The 22,027-nt window shown below is 65.4% G+C and carries 20 protein-coding genes; 5 read left to right on the forward strand and 15 right to left on the reverse strand.

Translation table 11 applies throughout. The features are described from left to right. Positions 1-2 precede the first annotated feature (2 nt). From Q7J44_RS00815 to Q7J44_RS00825, 3 genes are all read right to left on the reverse strand, one after another. Positions 3-1,124: a ceramide glucosyltransferase gene (locus Q7J44_RS00815; protein WP_304876065.1), complete on the reverse strand. Its 1,122-nt coding sequence runs from the start codon at positions 1,122-1,124 to the stop codon at positions 3-5. Continuing rightward, positions 1,124-1,918 carry a UDP-2,3-diacylglucosamine diphosphatase gene (locus Q7J44_RS00820; RefSeq protein ID WP_304876066.1) on the reverse strand — a complete coding sequence of 265 codons (795 nt, stop codon included), beginning with the start codon at positions 1,916-1,918 and terminating at the stop codon, positions 1,124-1,126. Before Q7J44_RS00820 ends, Q7J44_RS00815 begins: the two co-directional genes overlap by 1 nt. A 132-nt stretch (positions 1,919-2,050) precedes the next feature. Then, a complete protein-coding gene (locus Q7J44_RS00825; RefSeq protein WP_304876068.1) occupies positions 2,051-3,382 on the reverse strand; it encodes a formimidoylglutamate deiminase in 1,332 nt (443 codons plus the stop codon). A gap of 104 nt (positions 3,383-3,486) precedes the next feature. On the opposite strand from Q7J44_RS00825, the gene hutI reads away from it, so the two are divergent. Genes hutI through Q7J44_RS00850 form a run of 5 tightly spaced genes read left to right on the forward strand, consistent with a single transcriptional unit; the run spans position 3,487 to position 9,226 of the window. Then, a complete protein-coding gene (hutI, locus tag Q7J44_RS00830; RefSeq protein WP_304876070.1) occupies positions 3,487-4,689 on the forward strand; it encodes an imidazolonepropionase in 1,203 nt (400 codons plus the stop codon). Further along, on the forward strand, positions 4,686-6,218 hold the full coding sequence (gene hutH, locus Q7J44_RS00835; protein ID WP_304876072.1) for a histidine ammonia-lyase: 1,533 nt from the start codon (positions 4,686-4,688) through the stop codon (positions 6,216-6,218). Before hutI ends, hutH begins: the two co-directional genes overlap by 4 nt. Beyond that, the gene (gene hutG, locus Q7J44_RS00840; protein WP_304876074.1) at positions 6,218-7,009 is read left to right on the forward strand and encodes an N-formylglutamate deformylase; all 792 of its coding nucleotides are present in this window, start codon (positions 6,218-6,220) and stop codon (positions 7,007-7,009) included. The genes hutH and hutG overlap by 1 nt, the downstream gene beginning before the upstream one ends. Positions 7,010-7,022: 13 nt before the next feature. Beyond that, positions 7,023-8,708: a urocanate hydratase gene (gene hutU, locus Q7J44_RS00845; protein ID WP_304876076.1), complete on the forward strand. Its 1,686-nt coding sequence runs from the start codon at positions 7,023-7,025 to the stop codon at positions 8,706-8,708. Then, positions 8,705-9,226: a HutD family protein gene (locus Q7J44_RS00850; RefSeq protein WP_304876078.1), complete on the forward strand. Its 522-nt coding sequence runs from the start codon at positions 8,705-8,707 to the stop codon at positions 9,224-9,226. Before hutU ends, Q7J44_RS00850 begins: the two co-directional genes overlap by 4 nt. A gap of 75 nt (positions 9,227-9,301) precedes the next feature. Here the strand turns inward: Q7J44_RS00850 and Q7J44_RS00855 are convergent, their stop codons facing one another. From Q7J44_RS00855 to Q7J44_RS00910, 12 genes are all read right to left on the reverse strand, one after another. After that, positions 9,302-10,018, reverse strand: coding sequence for a UTRA domain-containing protein (locus tag Q7J44_RS00855; RefSeq protein ID WP_304876080.1), 717 nt, complete (start codon positions 10,016-10,018; stop codon positions 9,302-9,304). Between the two features lie 72 nt (positions 10,019-10,090). Next, the gene (locus Q7J44_RS00860) at positions 10,091-11,224 is read right to left on the reverse strand and encodes an aromatic ring-hydroxylating dioxygenase subunit alpha (protein WP_304876082.1); all 1,134 of its coding nucleotides are present in this window, start codon (positions 11,222-11,224) and stop codon (positions 10,091-10,093) included. A 121-nt stretch (positions 11,225-11,345) separates the two neighbouring features. Next, entirely contained in the window at positions 11,346-12,578 is a 1,233-nt protein-coding gene (locus Q7J44_RS00865) for an NAD(P)/FAD-dependent oxidoreductase (RefSeq protein WP_304876084.1), read from the reverse strand. Between the two features lie 95 nt (positions 12,579-12,673). Next, positions 12,674-13,621: a LysR family transcriptional regulator gene (locus Q7J44_RS00870; protein ID WP_304876086.1), complete on the reverse strand. Its 948-nt coding sequence runs from the start codon at positions 13,619-13,621 to the stop codon at positions 12,674-12,676. A gap of 22 nt (positions 13,622-13,643) precedes the next feature. After that, a complete protein-coding gene (locus tag Q7J44_RS00875) occupies positions 13,644-14,315 on the reverse strand; it encodes a DUF1028 domain-containing protein (RefSeq protein WP_304876088.1) in 672 nt (223 codons plus the stop codon). A gap of 4 nt (positions 14,316-14,319) precedes the next feature. Then, positions 14,320-14,733 carry a RidA family protein gene (locus Q7J44_RS00880; RefSeq protein ID WP_103335924.1) on the reverse strand — a complete coding sequence of 138 codons (414 nt, stop codon included), beginning with the start codon at positions 14,731-14,733 and terminating at the stop codon, positions 14,320-14,322. Between the two features lie 253 nt (positions 14,734-14,986). Further along, entirely contained in the window at positions 14,987-16,642 is a 1,656-nt protein-coding gene (locus Q7J44_RS00885; RefSeq protein ID WP_304876092.1) for an amidohydrolase, read from the reverse strand. 1 nt (position 16,643) lies between these two features. Beyond that, positions 16,644-18,062, reverse strand: coding sequence for an amidase (locus Q7J44_RS00890; RefSeq protein ID WP_304876094.1), 1,419 nt, complete (start codon positions 18,060-18,062; stop codon positions 16,644-16,646). 75 nt (positions 18,063-18,137) lie between these two features. Continuing rightward, positions 18,138-19,163 carry an extracellular solute-binding protein gene (locus tag Q7J44_RS00895; protein ID WP_304876096.1) on the reverse strand — a complete coding sequence of 342 codons (1,026 nt, stop codon included), beginning with the start codon at positions 19,161-19,163 and terminating at the stop codon, positions 18,138-18,140. A gap of 19 nt (positions 19,164-19,182) precedes the next feature. Then, positions 19,183-19,728 carry an ABC transporter permease gene (locus tag Q7J44_RS00900; protein WP_370692933.1) on the reverse strand — a complete coding sequence of 182 codons (546 nt, stop codon included), beginning with the start codon at positions 19,726-19,728 and terminating at the stop codon, positions 19,183-19,185. 250 nt (positions 19,729-19,978) lie between these two features. Next, positions 19,979-20,890, reverse strand: coding sequence for an ABC transporter permease (locus tag Q7J44_RS00905; RefSeq protein WP_304876100.1), 912 nt, complete (start codon positions 20,888-20,890; stop codon positions 19,979-19,981). A 4-nt stretch (positions 20,891-20,894) separates the two neighbouring features. Continuing rightward, a complete protein-coding gene (locus Q7J44_RS00910) occupies positions 20,895-21,950 on the reverse strand; it encodes an ABC transporter ATP-binding protein (protein WP_304876102.1) in 1,056 nt (351 codons plus the stop codon). Positions 21,951-22,027: the final 77 nt, after the last annotated feature.

The raw sequence follows: 22,027 nt of genomic DNA on the forward strand, positions 1-22,027 counted from the left end.
GCTCACTCGGCAGGCAGGGCGCTGGGCGCAGGCGACAGCGCCGTGCCCCGCCAGTCAAAGCCCCGGCGCAGGAATGTCGCCAGCCACAGCGGCAGCATCAGCAGATCGCGCAGCACCAGAATCGGCAGGGTGTGCAGCCCCAACGGCCAGCCCGCCCGCGCGGCGACACAGATTTCAGCCAGATACCAGACCGCTGCGTAATACACTCCGAACACCGGATCAGCCCCGGTCAGGTGCAGCGCGGCAAAGGTGGCGGCAATCGGCACCACCCCCCCGTTCAGCACCTCAAAGGCGAACAGGGTCGGAAAGGCATCGCGGCGCACCCGGCTCCAGCGCAGCTGGCGGTTCCAGACCTGCGCCAGCGTGCGCCGCCCGATTGGCTGGGCAAAGGGCAGGGGGGTCAGCGTTACCTCGCGTCCCATCGCCCGCGTGATCCGGGTGGCGGCGGCATCTTCCGCGAGGGTCTCGCCCAGGGCGCGCAGCCCACCGGCATGTTCCATCAGGGACTTGTTGAAAAACAGCGTCTTGCCCTGCGCAAAGCCGGGGCCGACACTGGCCGCCGCACATTGCAGCAACGCCTGATTGCTGTTGAGGAAAGCGCATTCCAGCGCCCCGCCCATGTTCTGCGGGCGTATCCCCACCGGCGGCGACGACACCAGCCCGGTCGCCGGGCCCCAGCTCCCGACCACAGTTCCCAGATAATCGGGCGGCAGCAGCAGATTGCTGTCGGTCATGCAGACCCAGTCGCCGGTCGCCGCGTTCCAGCCTTTCAGCACATTGTTCAGCTTGGGGTTCCCCGAAATCCGGTCCAGCCCGATCAGCAGCCGCGCGGGCACATGCGGGTTGCGCGCAATCAGCCGGTTGACCAACCCGACCACCGGGTCATCGGCGGATTGGGCGCAAAAGATGATCTCATAGCGCGGATACTCCTGAGCAAAGGACGATTGCAGCGTTTCCTCATCAAACGCATCCAGCCCGCAGACCGGGCGCAGCAGCGTCACAAACGGCTGGCCAATCACCCCTGTTGCCGGTTTAGGGCGCTGCAAACGGTGCAGATACAGCCCCGCCGCGCCAAGATGCGCCAGCAGCAGCAGGCAGGCCAGCGCGGTCAATGCCAAGGCCATCATGCCGCCCCCTCCAACCCTTGCGCGCCCGCATCCGCGCTGATCGCAGCGGCCACCGGGCGCCAGGACAACATGCGCAGGCTGCCGTCATGGTCTTCGGCAAGTGCTGTCATGCTGTCCAGCCAGTCGCCGCAATTGGCATAGATCAGCCCATGGTCTTCATGCAGCCCGGCAATGTGGAAATGCCCGCAGATCACGCCGTGCACCCCGCGCTGCCGGGCCATATCCACCAAGCGGCGTTCGTGCTGGCGGCCCCGGTACAACAGCGCGTTGACCCCGGCGAGCAATGCTTCGATCGTGCTGCGCGCCTCTGCCGTTGTGCCGCGCCGCAGGACAGACAGGCCCCGGTCCAGCCTGCGCAGAATGTGGTCGATCCGGCTGCCCAGACGGGTCATCACATGCGACCGCACCACCCGTGCATCCGCAATATCGCCGTGCAGCACCAGATACCGGCGCTGATCGCCCGCGTGGTAGATCACCTGATCCACCGCCACCACCGCCAGTCGTTTCTGCCCGGGTGCAAGCATCGGGTCCGGGTCATGATTGCCGCGCAGATAGTGGATCACCGCCCCGGCCTTTTGCCGCTCCGCCAGATGGTCCACCACCTGCTGCGCCTCATCCGTCCAGTGCGGCAACAGCGGTTGCCACAGGTCAAGGATATCGCCGACCAGAAAATAGGTGCCCGCATGGTTGTGCTGCAGGAAAGACAGGATCAGGTCGGCCCGGCTGCCCAAGGCCCCAAGATGCAGGTCTGACAGGAACAAGGCTCTGTGTTGCCGGACTGATCTGATCATTGCCTTTGCTCCGCCACACCCTTTGCCCCGATCTTTCGCGCAAAAGCGCAACGGCAGTGTGAAGGATTTGCTGCATTGCAGCGACAGTTGCGGCAGGTGGCGGGATAATCCGCACCCTATGCGGGTGCGGGGTCAGACCAAGGCGCGGCAGGCAACGGCGGCGGCCTGCACGATGCGGTCGCGCGCGATGTGCCGCCCACCCCGCACCAGATGCCGCCCGGTGGCCCAGACATCCGCAACCACCAGATCCCGCCCGAAAATCCAGCGGTCGAGCAGCCGGTCATCGGCCATATCCAGCCCCATCGGGTCATCCAGCGCCACCAGATCGGCCGGCGCACCGGGGCAAAGCTGCGGCACGGGGGCCCCAAGCGCCTGCGCGCCCCCCATCGCCGCGCCGTGAAACAGCCGCGCGCCGGTAGAGCCTGTGTCTGCACAGACATTGCGGGCACGGGTGTTCAGGCGCTGCGAATATTCCAGCATCCGCGCCTCACCCGCCGCCGTGATCTGCACATTGCTGTCGGTGCCAAACCCGAACCGCCCGCCCGCTGCAAGGAACGCCTCTGCCGGGAAAATCCCATCGCCCAGATTGGCCTCGGTGATCGGGCACAGGCCCACAACGGCCCCTGTATCGGCAATGCCCTGCACCTCAGCGGGCGTCAGGTGGGTGGCGTGGATCAGGCACCAGTCCGCACCAACGGGCGCATGGGAAAGCAGATACTCCACCGGGCGCTGACCGCAAAACCCAAGGCAATCCTCCACCTCCTGCACCTGTTCGGCAATGTGGATGTGAAAGGGCCGCCCCGGAAACGCCTGCGCCAACCCGGTGATCTGCGCCACAGTCGCGGCACGCAGCGAATGCGGCGCAAGGCCCACGCGGTCCTGCGGGCGGGCCATCGCATCGCAGGCCTGCACCAGACGGGCAAACCCATCACCATCATGTAAAAACCGCCGCTGGCCGTCGCCCGCAGGTTTGGGCCCAAACCCGCCATGGGTATAAAACACCGGCAGATGCGTCAGGCTGATGCCGGTCTCCTCCGCTGCGGCAGAGATCCGCGCCGACATTTCCGCGGGGTTGTCATAGACCGCCCCATCCGGCGCGTGGTGCAGATAATGGAACTCGCCCACCCGGGTAAACCCCGCCTCCAGCATCTCGACATAGGCCAGCGCCGCAATTGCCTGCATCGCCTCTGGCGTCAGTTGCAGGGCAAAGCGGTACATCATCTCACGCCATGTCCAGAAACTGTCCCGGCTGGGCCCGCGCTGTTCGGTCAGCCCGGAAAAGCCGCGCTGAAAAGCGTGGCTGTGCAGGTTGGGCAGGCCCGGAATCAGGATATCCGCGCGGTGGTCGCCGGGCTGCGGCAGCGCATCCGGGGCAACGCTGGCGATCTGGCCCGCTGCAAAGGTCAGCCGCACATTGCGTGCCCAGCCATCGGGCAAAAGGGCGGTCCGGGCGTGAAGGGTCATGGCGTCGTCCTTTGCCAAAGGGGCTATGCAGGCGGTTCATTATATGTATATACTTAATCGGAACCCAAAGGAAGCAGATTCCTTTGCCGCAAAAGGGGGCCGCCATGCCAGCCACGCTTTGGACCAACGCCCGGGTGGTCACCGCCGACGGCAGCATCGACCGCGCCCCGCAGCCCGGCGCGCTGGAGGTGCTGACGCAAGACCGGCGGATCGTGGCCGTCGGGCCGGGGCTGGCGCGTGCGGGCCACACCATCGTTGACTGCGGCGGCCGCCTGCTCACGCCCGCGCCCGTGGATTGCCACACACATATCGTCTTCGGCGGTGACCGCGCGGTTGAGTTCGAGATGCGGCTGGACGGCGTGCCCTATACCCAGATCGCGGCAGAGGGCGGCGGGATCAAAGCCAGCATGCGCGCCACGCGGGCGATGAGCGTCGACGCACTGGTCGCGGCCAGCCTGCCAAGGCTGGATCACCTGCTGGCCGAAGGCACCTGCACGGTCGAGATCAAATCCGGCTACGGCCTGTCGGTCGCGGCGGAACTGACCATGCTGCGCGCCGCCCGCGCACTGGCGCAGGCGCGCAGGGTCAGGGTCTGCACCACCTGGCTGGCCGCCCACGCCCTGCCCCCCGAATACGAAGGCCGTCCTGACGCCTATATTGCCGAGGTCGCAATCGCGGGTTTGCAGGCCGCCCATGCCGAAGGTCTGGTCGATGCGGTCGACAGTTTCTGTGAAGGCATCGCCTTTACCCCCGCCCAACTCGCGCCGCTGTATGACCGCGCGAAGGCGCTTGGCCTGCCGGTAAAGATCCATTCTGAACAGCTGTCGCATCTGGGCGGCACCGCCTTTGCCTGCGCCTACGGTGCCCTGTCGGCAGATCATCTGGAGCATGCCACCGCGGCGGACGCGCAGGCGATGGCGGCATCTGGCACCGTGGCGGTGCTGCTGCCGGGTGCGTTCTATGCCCTGCGCGAAACCGTGCTGCCCCCGGTTGCGGCCTTTCGCGCGGCGGGCGTGCCGATGGCACTGGCCACCGATTGCAACCCCGGCACCTCACCGCTGACTTCGATTTTGCTGACGATGAACATGGGGGCCACGCTGTTCCGGATGACGGTGGCCGAATGCCTGTTGGGCATAACGGCGCATGCGGCGCGGGCCTTGGGCTTGCAGGATGTCACCGGGCGCATCGCCCCCGGCCTCGCCGCAGACATGGCGCTGTGGGATGTCGAGACCCCGGCGCAACTGGTGGCGCGGATCGGGTTCAACCCCCTCCACGCCCGGATTTATCAAGGAGAACTGGTCGCATGACCCACATGATCCTGACCCCCGGTGCCGTGCCGCTGGCCACGCTGCGTGATCTGTACTGGCAGGGCGGCACCCCCAGCCTGACCCCCGATTGCGCCCCTGCGGTGGCAAAGGCCGCAGCGCGGATCGCCGAGGTCGCGGCGGGCGATGCCGCCGTTTACGGCGTAAACACCGGCTTTGGCAAACTCGCCTCGATCCGCATCGCGGCAGGCGATGTGGCGCAGCTTCAACGCAACCTGATCCTGTCACATTGCTGCGGCGTCGGCGCACCGCTCGACCCAGCCGTGGTGCGCATGATCCTGACGCTGAAGCTCTTGTCACTCGGGCGCGGTGCATCCGGCACGCGTCCAGAGGTGGTGGCGCTGCTCGAATCCATGCTCGCCCATAACATCCTGCCGGTCATCCCCGAAAAAGGCTCGGTCGGTGCCTCGGGCGATCTGGCCCCGCTGGCCCACATGGCAGCGGTGATGATCGGCGAGGGTGAGGCGTATTACGCAGGCGACCGCCTGCCGGGCGGCGAAGCGCTGCGCCGTGCGGGCCTGACCCCTGTGGTGCTGGCCGCCAAAGAGGGGCTGGCGCTGATCAACGGCACGCAGGTCTCCACCGCCTTGGCCCTTGCGGGCCTGTTCCGGGCCGAACGTGCGCTCAGGGCCGCCATCGTCACCGGGGCACTGTCCACCGATGCGGCCATGGGCTCAACCGCCCCCTTCGCGGCAGAGATCCACTCCTTGCGCGGCCATCAGGGCCAGATCGACGTGGCAGCCGCCTTGCGCGCCCTGCTGTCCGGCAGCCAGATCCGCGACAGCCATGTCGAGGGGGACGAGCGGGTGCAGGACCCCTATTGCATCCGCTGCCACCCGCAGGTGGCCGGGGCGGCGCTGGATATTCTGCGCGGCGTCGCGCGCACGCTGGAGATCGAGGCGAATGCCGCCACCGACAACCCGCTTGTGTTGTCGGATGGATCGGTGGTGTCGGGCGGCAATTTCCACGCCGAACCCGTGGCCTTTGCCGCCGATATCGTGGCCCTTGCCGTGGCCGAAATCGGTGCCATCGCACAGCGCCGCATCGCCCTGCTGGTCGACCCGGCGCTGAACTTTGGCCTGCCCGGGTTTCTCACCCCCAAACCGGGGCTGAACTCGGGCCTGATGATCGCCGAAGTCACCTCCGCCGCGTTGATGAGCGAAAACAAGATGCTGGCGCATCCGGCCTCGGTCGACAGCACCCCCACCTCGGCCAACCAAGAGGATCATGTTTCCATGGCCTGCCACGGCGCGCGCCGCCTGCTGGCAATGACGCAGAACCTGTTCTGGATCATCGGGGTCGAGGCGATGGTGGCGGCGCAAGGCGTGGATCTGCGCGGGCCGCTGGCAACCTCCCCGGCCTTGCGAAGGGCCCTTACGGCAATCCGCGCGCAGATCCCGGTGCTGGAGGCCGACCGCTTCATGGGCGCGGATATGGAGGCGGCAGGCGAGCTGGTGGAATCCGGCGCGCTGGAGGCGGCAGGGGCAGATCTGCTGCCATGGGTGGCATGATGCAACCCGTTCAGGTTCACCCCGGCGACGGGCCGGTCATCCTCGCTTTCCCCCATGTCGGCACCGAAGTCCCGCCGCAGGTGGCCTCCCGCCTGAACGCCGAAGGCCAGCGCTTGCGCGACACCGACTGGCACATCCATGACCTCTACGCCGGGCTGATCCCCGGTCTGACCACCGTGACCGCCACCCAGTCGCGCTATGTCATCGACCTGAACCGCGACCCCAGTGGCACCAGCCTCTACCCCGGCCAGACCACCACCGGGCTGATTCCGGACACCACCTTTGACAATGTGCCGATCTGGACCCAACCGCCGGAAGCGGCAGATGTGGCCCATTGGCTGGAACACGTCCACCAGCCCTACCACACCGCCCTTGCTGCCGAAATCGCCCGCGTGCGGGCGCGTTATGGCGTGGCGGTGCTCTATGACTGCCACTCGATCCGCTCACAGATCCCATGGCTGTTCCCCGGCACCCTGCCCGACCTGAACATCGGCACCAACAACGGCACCACCTGCGCGCCCGCACTGGAACAGGCGGTCACGCAAATTGCCGCCGCCTCGGGCCACACCTGGGTGCTGAATGGCCGCTTCAAGGGCGGCTGGACCACCCGCCACTATGGCCGCCCCGAAACCGGCGTGCATGCCATCCAGATGGAGCTGTCGCAGATCAGCCATCTTGCCACCGAAGACCCGCCCTTCGCGCTGGACCCCGACCGCGCCGCCCATCTGCGCCAGACCCTCACCCAAATCCTCGCCACGCTGGCCGATCTGGCCCCGCACCTTCGCCCTTGACCAAGAGGCCCCCATGACCCGCCACAACACCCGCGACATCTACCCCGCCACCGGCACCGAGATCACCTGCAAAAGCTGGCTGACCGAAGCCGCCCTGCGCATGCTGATGAACAACCTGCACCCCGACGTGGCCGAAAACCCGCATGAACTGGTGGTCTACGGCGGCATCGGCCGCGCCGCCCGCACATGGGAGGATTTCGACCGCATCTGCGCCGCCCTGCGCGATCTGGAGGGCGACGAAACCCTTCTGGTCCAATCCGGCAAGCCGGTCGGCATCTTCCGCACCCATGCCGATGCGCCGCGCGTGCTGATCGCCAATTCCAACCTCGTGCCACACTGGGCCACATGGGCGCATTTCCACGAGTTGGACCGCAAGGGCCTGATGATGTACGGCCAGATGACCGCCGGGTCATGGATCTACATCGGCACCCAGGGCATTGTGCAGGGCACGTATGAGACCTTCGCCGAAGCCGGTCGCCAGCATTACGATGGCAACCTGAAAGGCCGTTGGATACTCACCGCTGGCCTTGGCGGCATGGGGGGCGCGCAGCCCTTGGCGGCGGTGATGGCGGGGGCCTGCTGCCTTGCCGTGGAATGCGACGAGACCCGCGCCGACTTCCGCATCCGCACCCGCTATTGCGACGCCAAAGCGCACTCGCTCGACGAAGCCCTCGCGCTGATTGATCAGTGGACCAAGGCGGGCGAGGCGAAATCGGTCGCGCTGATCGGCAATGCCGCCGATGTCTTCCCGGAAATCTATCGCCGGATGCAGGCCGGTGAGCCGATGCCAAACGGCCGTCCCGATATCGTCACCGACCAGACCAGCGCGCATGATCCGCTCAACGGCTATCTGCCAAGCGGCTGGACCGTGGCCGAGTGGCAGTCCCGGCGCGAAACCGACCCCGCAGCGGTGGAAAAGGCCGCCCGCGCCTCGATGCGCGACCATGTGGCGGCGATGGTCGGCTTCTGGAATGCAGGCGTGCCAACGCTGGATTACGGCAACAACATCCGGCAGGTGGCGAAAGAGGAAGGTCTGGAAAATGCCTTCGCCTTTCCCGGTTTCGTCCCCGCCTATATCCGCCCGCTGTTCTGCCGCGGCATCGGCCCGTTCCGCTGGGTGGCGCTGTCGGGCGACCCCGAGGATATCTACAAGACCGACGCCGCGATGAAAAAGCTGTTCCCCGACAACGCCCACCTGCATCGCTGGCTTGACATGGCGGCAGACCGGATCGCGTTTCAGGGCCTGCCCGCGCGGATCTGCTGGATCGGCCTTGGCGACCGCCACCGCGCCGGGCTGATGCTGAACGACATGGTGCGGTCGGGTGAGCTGAAAGCTCCGATCGTGATAGGGCGCGACCATCTGGACTCCGGCTCCGTCGCCTCACCAAACCGTGAAACCGAAGCCATGAAGGACGGGTCGGATGCCGTATCCGACTGGCCCCTCCTGAACGCCATGCTCAATGTGGCGGGCGGGGCCACATGGGTGTCACTGCACCATGGCGGCGGCGTCGGCATGGGCTTCAGCCAGCACGCGGGCGTGGTGATTGTGGCCGACGGCACGGATGAGGCCGCCAAACGGCTGGAACGCGTGCTCTGGAACGACCCCGCCACCGGCGTGATGCGCCATGCCGATGCGGGCTATGACATCGCGCGCGACTCTGCGGCCGAGCATGGATTGCGCCTGCCGGGCATCCTGTGAAAGGCCTCTACCCCGCCGCCGCCCGAACTTTCCGCCCGTGGAAGAACGGCGGCGGCGAGACGGCTGAAATCCTGTGCTGGCCCGAAGGGGCCGGCATCGACGATTTCACCCTGCGGCTCAGCACGGCGCGGGTCGATGCCTCCGGCCCGTTTTCCACCTTTCCCGGCGTGGACCGGGTGCTGACGGTGATCGAGGGCGGTTCAATGGTGCTGACCATCGACGGCACAGATCACCCCCTCGCCCCCGGCAGCGCGCCCTTTGCCTTTCCCGGCGACGCGCCTTGCACGGCACGGCTGAATGGCCCGCCGCTCCTTGATTTCAACGTGATGACCCGCCGCCCCTTGCAGGCACGCGTGACCACAGGCCCGCTGGCCCCGGATGCCCGCTTTGCCCTGCTGCTGGCCCCCGGTGCCGGTCTGGCGCGGCTGGATCTGCTGGATCTGGATCATGCAGACCCAAACCTTGTGGCGGCGCTGACCGGCACACCTGCCATCGCGATTCATCTGCCGCGCGCCTGACCCTGACGGGAGCAGTGAGTATTTTTATCAAGATGAAGCGGCAAGATCCTTCATCTTGATGAAAATACGCGACTCCTACCGCTCATCCGGGGTGAAGCGGCTGACCAGCTGGTGCCGGGTTCCGGGATAGGTCTGGGTGACCAGCGTCACCCATTGCCCGGCACTCTCGGTCCGGCGGGTGACTTCCAGACAGGCCTCACCCAACGGCAGCGCAAGCGCTCGTGCAATCGGCGCGGGCGCGTTCAGCGCGCGGATGCGGTGGTCGGCCGATGTCCACGGAATTTCGCGCAGCAGCCATTGGCCCGGCGCAATGGTGCGGAAGTCCTGCGCCAAAGCACCGGGCGCGCTTTCAGGGTTGATGATGCGCGCCTCATGGCAGAACGGCTGATCGCCCGCATAGTGCAGGCCCTGCAGCGCCAGAACCGGCGTGGTGCTGTCGATGCGCGCGGTCAGGGTTTCATCGCTCCGGGGCGGGCGCAATTCGCGCAGGCTCAGCGCAAAGCGCCAGGGCAGGCCAAGGGCGCGCACCTCGCCTTCGATATCGGCGATCGCCATCACCGCCGCCTGTGCCATCGGCTGCGCCACAAAGGTGCCCAGCTTTTTGCGGCGGGTCACATAGCCTTCGCGCGCCAGCTGGCCCAGCACCTTGTTCATCGTCATGCGCGAAACACCCTGCTGTTCGGCCAGCACGGTTTCAAACGGCAGCTGAAAACCGGGCGGCCAGTCGCCCCCGGTGATCTTTTCCCGCAAGGCAGCAAGGATGCGGTCATGATGCGTGATCCGGCTGTCCACAAATTCCCCTGCGTTGTCAGCCCATAGCCTAGACAACCGGAGCGGTACGAACAAGCGGCAGGGCGCGTGCCGTCAGGGCATCTTGCCCGCAATATACGTCGCAAATTCGAAATTCGGCCGCTCCAGATGGCTCAGCGCGCCCGGTGACGACATCTCGGCACACAATCCGCGATACACCCGCTCGACACAGCCCTTGTCCTCGACATTCACATCATCCAGCAGCGCTTTGAGTGCCGCGAAATGCGCAGGGGCTTCGGGGTCGGCGGCCCAGTCGGGTGCCAGCCCGCCGCCGAACAGCACATGCACCTTGCCCGGCCCGTCGGGGGTGAGGCACAGATACCAGAAATACCCCGGCGTCAGCGTGATCAGCAGGGCAGGGTAAACCGACAACAGCCAGGTAATCCGCCGCTCTTCCCCGGTCAGGGTGGTGTTCGACGGATGCGCCAGCGTCAGCGGCAGCGAGTCGTTCTTGACGATGTAATGGTAGTTGAAGGCCGGAAATCCCTCCGGGCAGGTCATTTTCAAAAGGTCCACCGTGCCGCCGATGGTGTCCTGATGACAGACCGGCAGGTGGTAGCTTTCCATGAAATTTTCGGCCAGCACCTTCCAGTTGGTGTTCCAGTGGAATTCCTCGCGGAACGCCTCCACATAGCTGCCCATATCCAGATAGCCGACCAGATTTTCCACATCCTTCAGCACCTCCGCCGGCGGCGGCGCGTCCGGGTTCAGCGTCACCATGATCCAGCCCAGCCAGTTTTCCACCCGCACCTTCGGCAGCGCGATCTGGTCTTTGCAGAACCCTTCATTCAGCGCCATCGCCGGGGCACCGCGCAAGGTGCCGTCAAGGTTGTAGGTCCAGGCGTGATAGGGGCAGACAATCGCGCGCGTGTTGCCGCGCCCTTCCAGCAGCGTGCTCATCCGGTGGCGGCAGACGTTGGACAGGCCGCGCAGTGTGCCTTCACGGTCGCGCAGGATGATGATCGGCTCGCCCGAGATTTCCATCGTCAGATAATCGCCGGGCTCGGGCAGCGCATCGGCACGCCCGGCGCACAGCCAGTCGCGGGCAAAGATGTGCTGCTCTTCCAGCGCTGCAAATTCGGGCGAGGTATAGACCGATTTCGGCATCGCGGTCGCGCGCTCAAACGGCTGCGCCACATTGGCGCGCAGCTCGGCGAGTGGGGTCAGGCCTGGGTCGTGGCGGGTCATCAGACACCTCCGTCTGCCATAGGGTTACCGGGAAAGCATGCGGAACGATGGGCCTTCGGGCAAGCCCGCTGCTGCTGGACGGCAAGCAATTCCGCGCAATATCATAAGCTGTGCCCGCCGCTCAGGCATTCGCAGGCACCCGCGCCGCAATATGGGCCGCCAGCCGCTCGGCATCGCGCCATGCCCCCCAGATAAAGGCCGACCCCCGGCACGACAGCCAGGGCAGCCCCACGAAATACAGCCCCGGCACCTGCGACACGCCCTCATCATGCACCGGGCGGCCCTGCGCGTCAAAAGCGTCAACCTTGATCCAGCTGTAGTCCAGCGCAAAGCCGGTAGCCCAGATGATGCTGGTCACCCCATGTGCCGCCAAATCCAGCGACAGAACGGGCTGCGTCACGCACTCCGGCAGCGGGGCAAACACCCGCGCGTCAAGGTCTTCCGGCAGGGTCAGGCCATGGGCTGTGGCATAGGCATCCGCCTCATCCAGCACCGACAGGTAATTGGCATCGCCCTGCGCGATGTTGTGGCCAAGGTCAGCATTCACCGTCACCGCCCCATCCGCAAAGCCATTCGCGCGGCCCAGCAGCACCACCCCCTGCGCCGCCAGACGGCGGAAATCCATCGTCTGCCCGCCATAGGCCCCGCTGACCGCAATCGTCACATGCTCGGTCCCCGGCTCCTTGGCGCGTGCGTCCCATTTGCCCAGCTTGCCCAGCCACCAGACGAAATCCTGCCCGCGATAGCGGCGCGGCGGGCGGTCATGCGGGCCGACCGACAGATAGACCTGACGCCCCGCGCGCTGCAATTCCTCGGCAATCTGCGCGCCCGAAGACCCGGCACCAACCACCAGCACCGCACCATCAGGCAACTGACCGGGGTTCTTGTACCCGCTGGAATGCAGCTGCATCAGCCCCGGCTGCGCGGGCACGATGGCCGGGATCAGCGGTTTCTGGAACGGGCCGGTGGCGACCACCACCTGATCCGTCTCGATCACGCCATTGCTGGTTTCCGCGCGAAAGCCTGACGCCGTGCGGTGCAGCGCCGTCACCTCGACCCCGCAGCGCACCGGGGCGTTGATCCGGGCCGCAAACGCCTCAAAATAATCGGCCACCCGGTCCTTGCCGGCAAAGGCATCGGGATCAATCCCGTCAAACGCCATCGCCGGAAAACGGTCATGCCAGGCGGGGCCGTTGGCGACCAGCGAATCCCAGCGCTCTGACCGCCAGCGTTCGGCAATCCGGGCGCGTTCCAGCACCAGATGTGGCACGCCTGCGCGCGCCAGATGGGCCGAGGTGGCAATCCCGGCCTGACCGCCACCGATCACCAGCGTGTTGATTTTCTCGGGCGTCATTTGGGTGTCCTTCCGGGCATGATGGTGACACCCAATCTACCCCGACCTTTGCTTTGGAAAAACGATGATCTGTCTTCGCCCTGATAAGGCGCAGCCTAACCCGCGCCCGGGTCCACCACCGGCCGCAGACTGCGCACCTTTTCCGGCGTCAGCTGCGCGTGGCAATGCGCCACAAAACGGCGCACCGTCAGCGAGGATTGCGCCCCCGGCGTCAGGATCAGCCCCAGCAGCATTGGCCGCACCCTACCCACCAGCGGCACAAAGCGCAACGGCTGACCATCGGGTGAGCGGTCAGACCACGGGCGGATATTGGCGATGGAATAGCCAAAGCCTTGCCCGACAAGGCTTTGCATCACCCCCATATCCCGCGTCCGCTCCACAATGCGCGGCTTGACTCCGGCGGCGTGAAAGCACGACAGGAAGTAATCGGCCGACAAGGGCAGATCCAGCAGCACCATCGGATGCGCCGCCAGATCCTGCGGCGTCACGCTGTCATGCCCGGCAAGCGCATGGCCGACCGCCATCACGGCATAGGGGGTCAGGCTGGCCAGCGGCACAAAGTCCAGATCGGCAGGGATGTCGAGGTCATAGCCAAGCGCTGCGTCCAGCGTCCCCTTGCGCAACCCGTCATACAGATCGGGCTGGTCACCTTCGGACTGGTGAAAGTCCACCTGTGGGTGCAGATCGGCAAAGCTGCGCCGAAGCTGCGGCAATATCGCCTGCGCGAATGTGATCAGCCCGCCGACATGCAGCCGCCCCTGCACGGTCTGGGTAATGCTGCCCGCCAGATCGGTTAGCTGCCCGGCCTGCACCAGAACCTGCCTTGCGTGGTCATACACCTGCCGCCCCGCACTGGTCAGCGACAGGCCCTGCGCATGGCGGCGGACAAACAGCTGCACCCCGAACTCCTGCTCCAGATGTGCGATGGCGGCAGAGATCGACGGCGACGACACATTCACCCGCTCTGCCGCCACCGCAATCGACCCGGCCTCGCCAACCGCGACAAGGTATTCCAGTTGCCGGAGGGTAAAGCGCAGGGGCATAGGGACCTTTCAGGGCGGGGCGTTATTCATCACCGGGCACGCCATAACTTGGCGCGGCGCTCGGGTCGGTCGCGCGCTGGACGTAAGCCTGCATCTGCGGGCGATAGACCTCCCACGCCGCGCGCAACATGCCGATCGGGTCATCGGCCCAGTCGATCCGCAGATCGGCCAGCGGCCAGCTCAGCCGGTCGGCCAGCTTCAGCCCGGCGGAATGCACCGGGCCAGCCTCGCCGCCCGCGCGCAGCCCAGCCTCCAGTGCCGCCATCAGCCGCGCGCCCAGATCCCCGGCGGTGGCCTCAAATGCCGCGACCATGGCCTGCGGCACCGCCGCATCGGCCAGCAGGTTGCCCCCTGCCGCGCAATCCTTGCCCGCAGCCTCGCCCCACAAGCCCAGCACTTGGCCCCCCGAATGAATGGCCGTGCGCCCCTGCGCATCAATCACCAGCAATTGCCGGTAGTCGATATGCGCCCGGCCTGCCACAACCTGCGCCAAAGCCTCCGGCGCGGACAAACCCGCCTGCACCTGATCCAGCACCAACGGCCCCAAGCCTGGATCGGTCACGTTCTGGCTCGCCACCGCCCCCACCCCGGCCCGCACATGCGCACAGCGCGCCGCAACGGCGGGCGAGGACGAGGCGATCACCATGCCAAACTGGCCAGTGCGCGCACAACGGGCGATCAGCGAAAACGTCATCGCCTCAATCCGGAATAACGGCAGTGCCGTCGATTTCCACCAGCCAGTCGGGCCGGGCCAGTGCCGTGACAACCACGCCCGTTGAGACCGGATGCACGTCCTTGATATATTCGCCCATGGTCCGGTACACCGCCTCGCGGTGGCGCACATCGGTCAGGTAGACCACCACCTTGCACAGATGCTCCATGCTGCCGCCGACCTCTTCCAGCAGCTGGCGGATGTTCTGCATCACCTTATGGGTCTGCTCCACCGGATCATGGCTGCCTATGTTCTGCGCGGTATCCAGATCCTGCGGGCACTGGCCGCGCAGAAAAACCATGCGCCCCCGCGCCACCACAGCCTGCGCCAGATCATTGTCCAGCTTCTGTTCGGGGTAGGTGTCTTTGGTGTTGAACTTGCGGTGGCGGGTATGGGCCATGGGAACCTCGGTGCGTGAAGGGCGGATCAGATGCCTGCGTCAGCATGCGCCGGTTTTGGCTAAAGCAAAAGCATGGTCTGGCGTTACATTGCTTAGGCATATCCTAAGCAATGGCGGGGCAGGGCGGCAAGCAAAACGTCCCGCCCACACCGCCCTTTTGCGCACAAACGTCATGACGTAAACCATACGCAGACCATACACGGATCAGACGCAAATCATACCTGAAATTTATCGTCTTTTCAGATGCTTGCGGTCAAATCGCCTGATGCGTGATCCGCCCGCCACACATCGTCAGCGCGATGCCGGTACTGCCAAGCGCCTCGGGCGCGATGGCCTCCACATCGCCGTCAATCATCACCAGATCCGCCGCCATGCCCGGCACAAGCCGCCCCACCAGCCCCTCCCGGTGTGCCGCCCACGCCCCGCCAGCGGTATAGGCGTGCAGCGTGGCCATCAGCCCGACCCGTTCATCGGCGCATCCCTCATAAGGCGCACGGGTCAGCGCCGCCTGCATCCCGCGCATCACCGACACATCCGTCACCGGCCAGTCGCTCGCAAAGGCCAGCGCAGCCCCTTGATCGGCAAGGGTTTTCCACAAGTACGCATCCTTCCACCGCGCCCGCCCGATCCTTTCCAGCGTCGGCATCAGCGGAAAATCCATCGCCCCCGGCGGGTGCGGCGGCTGCAGGCTGGCGGTGATCCCAAGCGCGCCAAGGCGGGGAATATCGCCCGCGTCAATCAGCTCGATATGCTCAATCCGGTGTCGGCTGTCGCGGCGGCCATTGGCCTTTTGCGCGGCGGCAAAGCCGTCAATCGTGGTCCGCACCGCCCCGTCGCCGATGGCGTGGACGGCAATCTGCAACCCCCTGCGGTCGATCTCGGTGGCGATCTGGTTGAAAATATCCTGCGAAAACAATGGCTCAGACCGATGCCCCGGCTGGTCCGGGTAATCGTTGATCATAAAGGCCGTGCGGCTGTCGACCACCCCATCCATGAACATCTTCACGAACCCGCATTGCAGCCAGTCATCATCGAAATCGCGGCTCATCGCCTCGGCCCGGTCCAGCGCCGACAGGTCCATATGCGGCTTGAAGTGGAACGGCACCTTGACCCGCGCGGTCAGCCGCCCCTCGGCCTGCATTTCCCGCAGCAATTCAAGGGTATAGCGGTTGCCATCCATGTTCACCATGCTGGTGATGCCCTGCGCCGCACAGTGGCGCAGCCCGGCCTCGATCTTCGCTTTGTCAAGGTTGCGCTCCGCCGCATCGGGCCAAGGCGACGGCTCCTCCCCGGTGGCAATCCCAAGGTTCAGCCGCGCCTCACCGCCCAGGGCGATCACCGGCGCAAATGCTTCAAATTCAAGCAGTTCGCCCGTGGCCATGCCATCCGCCCCCATCACCACCTCGTGCCCGTGCGGGGTGTCCAGCCCGTGCAGAATCCCCGCCGCCCGCAACGCCGCGGTGTTGGCCCAGACGGTGTGATGGTCGTGTGAGGTCATGGCGATAGGGCGGTCGGGCAGAATAGCATCCAGATCGTGCCGCGTCACCGGATGATCCAGCATCGCATAATCCGCCCCCTGCGCCATCAAGAGCGGGCGGTCAGGATGTGCCTCACCAAAACGGCGGAACGCTTCGCGCAGTGCCTCCATCCCATGCAGGCCCGCCACATGCAGATGCCCAAGCTCCGCCCCGCCCAACACCAGATGCAGGTGGCTTTCGACAAAGCCGGGCAAGATCGTGCGTCCCTTGGCGTCGATCACCTGCGTATCCGGCCCCGCCAGTGCCTCAATCTGCGCTGCCGCACCTATGGCAAGAATGCGTCCCCCGGCAAGCGCCACCGCTTCGGCGCGGGGCTGCGATGCGTCCATGGTCAGGATGCGGGCATTGGTCAGGATCAGGTCGGCTGTCATCTCAGTCCTCAGGTTGCGGCGGGCGCTTGCCCGGCCAGTCGGTCATGGTGTGCCAGGCCTGGCCCATCGCCAGAATGGCGGCATCGGCCCCCACCGGCCCGGCAATCTGCATCCCCATCGGCAGGCCATTGGCCCCAAAACCCACCGGCACCGACAGCGCGGGCAGGCCGATCAGGCTGGCGGGGATCACCACCTCCATCCAGCGGTGGTAGGTGTCCATCGGGTGGCCGTTAATCTCTTGCGGCCAGCGCCAGCCGACCGGGAACGGCCAGACCTGCGCTGTCGGCAGCACAATGGCGTCAAACCGGGTAAACAGCCGCGCCATATGGGCGTAATAGCGGCTGCGGATGGTCGATGCCTCAAACACCGCCTGCGCGGTAAGGTGCTGGCCTTGTTCAATTTCCCACAGCGTTTCGGGTTTCAGCTGCGCCCGCTTGGCAGGGTCGTCATAGAGCGGCTTCATCCGGCCCGCGTTCAGCATGGCGCGCAGCGTGGTCCATGCCTGCCACAGCTTTTCGGCGGGGAAGGGGGGCGCAATTGCCTCAACCTCGGCCCCCTGATCGGCGATCATCTGCAACGCCGCCTCGCACAGCGGCAGGATGCCGGGTTCCATCGCATAGGCCCCGCCCCAGTCGGCCAGCCACGCGATGCGCTTGCCGTGCAGGCTGGCACGCTCGAGCCCGGCCACATAATCCTGTGCTGGCATGGGGAAGGGCACCTGCGCGTTCGGCCCCGCCTGCACCTGCAACAGCCGCGCCACATCCTCCACCGTGCGGCCCATCGGGCCTTCGGTGGCCAGCGTGGCAAGGAAGGTATCGCCCTCGGCATCGCCGGGCACCAGCCCCCAGCTGGGCCGGAAGCCGTAGACGTTGCAGAACCCGGCCGGGTTGCGCAGCGACCCCATCATGTCGCTGCCATCGGCCACCGGCACCATGCGCGTGGCCAAAGCCGCCGCCGCCCCGCCCGATGACCCGCCCGCCGTGCGCGTCAGGTCATAGGGGTTGCGGGTCGCGCCGAACACCGGGTTGAACGAATGGCTGCCATGCCCCCATTCCGGCGTATTGGTTTTGCCGATGAAGATTGCCCCCGCTGCCCGCATCCGTGCGGCCAGAAGGTCATCGGCCTGCGGCACGTGACCCGCAAACAGCGGGCTGCCCCATGTGGTGCGCAACCCCTTGGTGGCGCACAGATCTTTCACCGCCAGCGGCAGGCCGTGCAGCCAGCCTTTGGGTGGCGCATCATCTGCCGCCTTCGCTTCGGCCATCAGCGCATCGGTCTCGCGCAGCGACACCACAGCGTTGACCGCCGGGTTCACCGCCGCAATCCGCGACAGATGTGCGGCCATGACCTCTGATGGGGCCACCTTGCGCCGCGCTATCATCCGCGACAAGTCGCTTGCCGACTGTTCCCACAGCGCCATGCCGGTTTCACCTTGGCGAAAATACTCTCGGGGTGTGTGGGGGGCAGAAAGCCCCCCACGGTTTGGCGAAGAGCCTTACTTCATCAGCTCGGTCCAGATCGCGGCCATATATTGCTGCGCGGTGGGCGAGCAGGTGGGCAGGAACTTGCCCGCTGCCTTATGCTCTTCGGGCGTCACCACTTCGGGGGCGGTCTTCATGTCTTCGGGCATGAAGTCCTCAGACCCGGAGATGCCGTTGTTATAGCGCGCAAAAGCCGAGATCATCGCGGCGTTTTCCGGCTCCATGATGAAGTTCATGAAGGTATAGGCCTGTTCGACATTGCGGGCGTCGGCCAGCAGCATCACCGAATCCATGAAGATCGGGTAGCCTTCCTTGGGGTAGCCATGCGCAACCGAACTGTTGGCCAGACGCGCCCGCATGGTCGACCCGTTCCAGTTCACGCTCGCCGCCCAGTCGTTGTTCGACAGCTTTTCGGTGGCACCGTAATCCATGCTGATCCAGTCCGGCTTGGCCGCCAGCAGCACATCGCGCGCTTTTTTCAGCACTTCGGTGTCTTCGGTGCAAGGCTCGCCGCCGACATACATGACGGCAAGGTTCACAACATCGGTCATCTCCGGGACCACGTTGATCTTGCCTTTCAACTCATCCGGCACATCCAGAAAGATCGACGAGGTGTTGATATCGCCGGTATAAACCGCCGTGTTGACCGACATGCCGATGGACCCCCACTGCCATGGGATTGAATGGGTGCGGCCCGGGTCCCAGGCCACATCCACCCATTCCGGCGCGATGTTGGCGTGGTTGGGCAGTTTGGCCATGTCCAACGCGACCGCCAGCCCCTTTTCAACAAAGATTGGCACGTAATTGGTCGATGGCACAACCAGATCAAAGCCATGACCCCCGGCCTCAATCTTGGCCAATGCGGTGTCGTTGCTGTCGTAATCGGTGACCGTGACCTTGATCCCGGTTTCCGCCTCGAATTTGGCCAGCAGATCCGGCCCGGTATAGTTGCCCCAGTTGTAAAGGTTCAGCACCCCTTCGGCCTGTGCGAGCGAGGTTGTCGCCGCCAGAAAGGCCAATGCAGTCAGCGTACATTTCATTTGTCGTCTCCCGGTTGGTTCAGTTTTTTTTGCGCGTCAGGATGAAGAACAAGGTCAACAATACCACAGTCAGCCCCAGCAGGGCGGTGGAGATGGCGTTGACCTCGGGCGTGATGGCGCGTCGCATCTGGCCCAGCATATAGGTGGGCAGGGTATCCTGCCCGCCCGACTTCACGAATTCGGTGATCACAACGTCATCCAGAGAGATGACAAAGGCAAGCATCGCCCCCGCCGCAATGCCAGGGGCCAGCAACGGCAGGGTGACATGGCGGAAGGTCTGCCACGGGTTGGCGTACAGATCGGCGGCGGCGGTCTCCAGGCTCAGATCCATCCCCTCCAGCCGGGCGCGGATCGGCAGATAGGCGAAGGGCGTGCAGAACGCGGCATGGGCCAGAATAAGATAGCCCAGACCCTGATAGCCGGTGGCCTGCTTGACCACGCCGAACAGGATCAGCAGCGCCACCGCTGTCACGATTTCGGGCACCATCAACGGCTGGTTGATCACCACGTAGATGAAGGTCTGCCCGCCAAAGGCCGCGCGCCTTGTGGTGCCAAGCGCTGCCATCGTGGCTACGGTGGTGGCCAGCGCACTGGCGCAGGTGGCAATGATCAGCGACCGGGCGGTGGCACCCTTTACCGCCTCGTTGTTCCAGGCGTCGGCATACCAGTGCAGTGACCAGCCCTGCCACACGGCGATAGACGGGCCGGAGTTGAACGAGAACACCACCAGCGTCAGGATCGGCAGATACAGCAGCACAAAGACGGCGACGGCCACGCTGGCAAATCCCGGCAGGCGCGAGACTTCAAATGTGCGCTCAGCCATGTGGATTGCTCCCCTTTGTGCTGGCGCGGACATAGACCAGCAGCGCCGCCATCACGATCAGCAAAAGCGCCATCGACAGCGCTGCGCCCAAGGGCCAGTTGCGGCCCTGCCCGAACTGCAATTCAATGAAATTGCCGATCATCATGTTCTTGCCGCCGCCCAGCACGCGCGGCGTGACATAGGCCCCCAGCGACGGCACGAACACAAGGATCGACCCCGCGACGATGCCCGGCTTCACAATCGGCAGGATCACATGGCGCAGGACCTGCATGCGGCTGGCATAAAGGTCATACCCCGCCTCCAGCAGCTTCATGTCAAAGCGGTCGATGGCGGCAAACAGCGGCAGCACCATCAGCGGCAGGTAGACATAGGCCATGCCTATGAACACGGCGGTATCGGTGTTGATCAGGCGGATCGGTTCGGAAATCAGGCCGATGTTGATCAGCACGGTGTTCATCAACCCTTCATTGCGGATCACCTCGTTGATGGCAAAGGTGCGGATCAGCAGGTTGGTCCAGAACGGAATGGTGATCAGAAACAACCACATCGCGCGTTGTGCAGGCGGGCGCGTGGCGATGAACCATGCGGTCGGAAACCCCAGTGCAAAGGTCAGCGCCGTGGTCATCAGCGACAGTTTGACCGACCGCCAGAAGATCGTCAGATGCGCGTCGGCCAGATTCATCGTGCCGTCAAAGATATCGCGGCTGAACAGGATGCCGATCCAGCCGTCCAGACTGAACTTCCATACCACATTGCCATATTGGCCGGGGGTCAGGAACGAATAGACCAGCACGATCAGCAGCGGGCCGGATGCGGCAAGGAACAGCAGGGTCAGCGCGGGGGCCGACAACAGCCAGCCGTTGCGGGCCGATCGCTTTTGCTGGTTCTGCTCGGCGGGGCTCATCGCGCTATTCCCGGATCAGCCGGGCGGCGCCCGGCTGGAAGGTCACGGCCACGTCCTGCCCGGGGGCGAAATCCGCGCCGCCATCGACCGGGCTGGGCACCCGGGCGGTGAGGGCGGTGCCATCCGAAAGCTCCAGGTTGACGTGAATGTCGGTGCCGAAATACACCACGCCGGTCACTTTCGCGGCCAATCCCGCGCCCACGCCCGCAGGGCCAAGGCGCAGCTGTTCCGGTCGCACGATCAGCACGGTGCCCTCGCCCTCGGCCATGATCACATCGCCGGTGCTCAGCCGTGCGCCTTGCGGTGTGGGGGTGACGGGCAGGAAGTTGGTGTCACCGATAAAGCTGGCGACAAAGCGGTTCACGGGCCGGGTGTAGATGTCGCGCGGGGCACCGATCTGCTGGATCTTGCCCGCGCTCATCACCGCGATCCGGTCACTCATGGTCAGGGCTTCTTCCTGATCATGCGTGACGAAGACAAAGGTGATCCCGGTTTCAAGCTGCAATCGTTTCAGCTCGACCTGCATTTCCTTGCGCAGCTTCAGATCCAGCGCCGACAGCGGTTCGTCCAGCAGCAGCACCTTGGGCCGGGGGGCCAGTGCCCGGGCAAGCGCCACGCGCTGTTGCTGGCCGCCGGAAAGCTGGCTGGTCTTGCGGTCGGCCATCGCCTCCAGCTTGACCAGCGCCAGCATCTCAGAGGTTGTCGCCGCGACTTCTGCCCCCGGCCTTCCCTGCATTTTCAGGCCAAAGCCGATGTTTTCGGCCACGGTCAGATGCGGGAACAGGGCATAGGACTGGAACACCGTGTTCACCGGGCGGCGGTTCGGCGGCCTGTCGGTCACATCGGCCCCGTCGATCAGGATCGTGCCCGCCGTCGGCATCTCGAACCCTGCGATCAGGCGCAGCAGCGTGGTCTTGCCACAGCCAGAGGGACCGAGCAGCGTAAAGAACTCTCCGGTCGCGATGTCTACCGATACATCGTCCAACGCCCGCACGGCGGCGGCCCCTTGCCCGAAGGCTTTGACGATGTTCTGGGCGGTGATGGCCACCTTCTGGGTCAAGTGACTCGCTCCCTTGTATTTTGATCATATTGGGCGAGGCATTCGCCGCGGGGCAAGCAAAACCTTTCGCGCGCCGG

The organism is Pseudotabrizicola sp. (genome assembly GCF_030656345.1).
In the GTDB taxonomy this organism is placed as follows: domain Bacteria; phylum Pseudomonadota; class Alphaproteobacteria; order Rhodobacterales; family Rhodobacteraceae; genus Pseudotabrizicola.

Excerpts from the sequence above, each read along its gene's own strand:
- Q7J44_RS00815 (WP_304876065.1), bottom strand. The coding sequence starts at position 1,124 with ATGGCCTTGGCATTGACCGCGCTGGCCTGCCTGCTGCTGCTGGCGCAT.
- Q7J44_RS00820 (WP_304876066.1), bottom strand. The coding sequence starts at position 1,918 with ATGATCAGATCAGTCCGGCAACACAGAGCCTTGTTCCTGTCAGACCTG.
- Q7J44_RS00825 (WP_304876068.1), bottom strand. The coding sequence starts at position 3,382 with ATGACCCTTCACGCCCGGACCGCCCTTTTGCCCGATGGCTGGGCACGC.
- hutI (WP_304876070.1), top strand. The coding sequence starts at position 3,487 with ATGCCAGCCACGCTTTGGACCAACGCCCGGGTGGTCACCGCCGACGGC.
- hutH (WP_304876072.1), top strand. The coding sequence starts at position 4,686 with ATGACCCACATGATCCTGACCCCCGGTGCCGTGCCGCTGGCCACGCTG.
- hutG (WP_304876074.1), top strand. The coding sequence starts at position 6,218 with ATGCAACCCGTTCAGGTTCACCCCGGCGACGGGCCGGTCATCCTCGCT.
- hutU (WP_304876076.1), top strand. The coding sequence starts at position 7,023 with ATGACCCGCCACAACACCCGCGACATCTACCCCGCCACCGGCACCGAG.
- Q7J44_RS00860 (WP_304876082.1), bottom strand. The coding sequence starts at position 11,224 with ATGACCCGCCACGACCCAGGCCTGACCCCACTCGCCGAGCTGCGCGCC.
- Q7J44_RS00865 (WP_304876084.1), bottom strand. The coding sequence starts at position 12,578 with ATGACGCCCGAGAAAATCAACACGCTGGTGATCGGTGGCGGTCAGGCC.
- Q7J44_RS00870 (WP_304876086.1), bottom strand. The coding sequence starts at position 13,621 with ATGCCCCTGCGCTTTACCCTCCGGCAACTGGAATACCTTGTCGCGGTT.
- Q7J44_RS00875 (WP_304876088.1), bottom strand. The coding sequence starts at position 14,315 with ATGACGTTTTCGCTGATCGCCCGTTGTGCGCGCACTGGCCAGTTTGGC.
- Q7J44_RS00880 (WP_103335924.1), bottom strand. The coding sequence starts at position 14,733 with ATGGCCCATACCCGCCACCGCAAGTTCAACACCAAAGACACCTACCCC.
- Q7J44_RS00885 (WP_304876092.1), bottom strand. The coding sequence starts at position 16,642 with ATGACAGCCGACCTGATCCTGACCAATGCCCGCATCCTGACCATGGAC.
- Q7J44_RS00890 (WP_304876094.1), bottom strand. The coding sequence starts at position 18,062 with ATGGCGCTGTGGGAACAGTCGGCAAGCGACTTGTCGCGGATGATAGCG.
- Q7J44_RS00895 (WP_304876096.1), bottom strand. The coding sequence starts at position 19,163 with ATGAAATGTACGCTGACTGCATTGGCCTTTCTGGCGGCGACAACCTCG.
- Q7J44_RS00900 (WP_370692933.1), bottom strand. The coding sequence starts at position 19,728 with ATGGCAGCGCTTGGCACCACAAGGCGCGCGGCCTTTGGCGGGCAGACC.
- Q7J44_RS00905 (WP_304876100.1), bottom strand. The coding sequence starts at position 20,890 with ATGAGCCCCGCCGAGCAGAACCAGCAAAAGCGATCGGCCCGCAACGGC.